This is a genomic window from Seonamhaeicola marinus (assembly GCF_008085455.1).
On sequence record NZ_VSDQ01000365.1, the window covers coordinates 1 to 633 of the forward strand.

The 633-nt window shown below is 35.9% G+C and carries 1 protein-coding gene; it reads right to left on the minus strand.

Features of this window, described 5'->3' with window-relative positions; translation table 11 throughout:
- Positions 1 to 633, minus strand: a 633-nt coding sequence (locus FUA24_RS04950) for a DnaJ C-terminal domain-containing protein (protein WP_317131938.1), incomplete at both ends; no start/stop codon positions are given.

Genomic DNA, 633 nt, shown 5'->3' on the forward strand with positions numbered 1-633 from the left:
TCAAAGAAAGATTTATCAGATTTTTCGGGTTTTGGGTCAAAATGTTCGTCTTCACGCATACTTTCAAAAAACTCTTTTTGTTGTTTGTTTAGCGTTTTTGGTGTCCAAACATTTACGTGTACTAACAAATCTCCTTTACCATAACCGTTAATACTTGGTATTCCTTTTCCGCGTAAGCGTAAAATTTTACCAGACTGTACACCTGCTTCAACTTTAATACGAACTTTACCTGTAACGGTATCAATTTCTTTTGATGTACCTAAAACTGCATCGGGGAAACTTACATATAAATCATAATGCAAATTATCGCCTTCGCGTTGTAACTTATCGTGTGGTTCTTCTTCAATAACCACTAAAATATCACCAGCAATACCATTTCCTGGAGCTTCATTTCCTTTACCAGAAACTTTTAATTGCATGCCTTCTACAACGCCTGCAGGAATTTTAATAGCTACGGTTTCTTCAACTATTCTTAAACCTTGAGCATCAGCATCGGCAGGTTTTTTATCAATAATTTCACCTGCACCACCACAAACATTACATGGTGATGATGTTTGCATTCTACCTAAAATAGTGTTTGCTATACGTGTAACTTGCCCTGTACCATTACATGTTGTACATGTTTTGTATGTT